General features: G+C 70.5%; 1 protein-coding gene. It reads left to right on the forward strand.

Features of this window, described 5'->3' with window-relative positions:
• Positions 1-594: phosphopantetheine-binding protein (locus tag D7V88_RS42040; RefSeq protein ID WP_147449178.1), on the forward strand; the 594-nt coding region annotated here is incomplete at both ends.

The following is a 594-nucleotide window of genomic DNA, read 5'->3' on the forward strand; positions in this document are numbered from 1 at the left end:
CTGCGCGCGCGGCTGCCCGAGTACATGGTGCCCGCCGCCTTCGTCGGCCTGGAGGCCCTGCCCCTCACCACCAACGGCAAGGTGGACCGCCGCGAGCTTCCCGCCCCCACGGCAAGCACGTCCTCCCGCGAGGACGACGCGCCCCTGACACCGCTCCAGGAGCAACTGGCGGCGCTGTTCCGTGAAGTGCTGCGCGTGGAGCGCGTAGGCGCGCACGATGACTTCTTCGATTTGGGTGGGCACTCACTGCTGGCCACGCAGCTCGTCACGCGGGTGGCCGCGCGGTTCGGCGTGGACCTGCCCCTGCGCACGCTGTTCGAAGCGCCCACGCTGGTGCAGCTCTCGGAGCGCATCCAAGCGCTGCCGTCGCGCACCGTCACTCCTCCGATTCCCACGGTGCCTCGCGAGGGCGACCTGCCGCTGTCGTTCGCGCAGCAGCGCATGTGGTTCCTGGAGCAGTTGGAGCCGGGACAGGCGCTCTACAACATCCCCCTGGCGCTGCGGCTCACCGGTGCCCTGGACGTGGAGGTGCTGCGCCGCACCTTCGCGGAAATCGTCCTCCGGCACGAACCGCTGCGCACCACCTTCCTGGAG

Source organism: Corallococcus terminator (genome assembly GCF_003611635.1).
In the GTDB taxonomy this organism is placed as follows: Bacteria; Myxococcota; Myxococcia; order Myxococcales; family Myxococcaceae; genus Corallococcus; species Corallococcus terminator.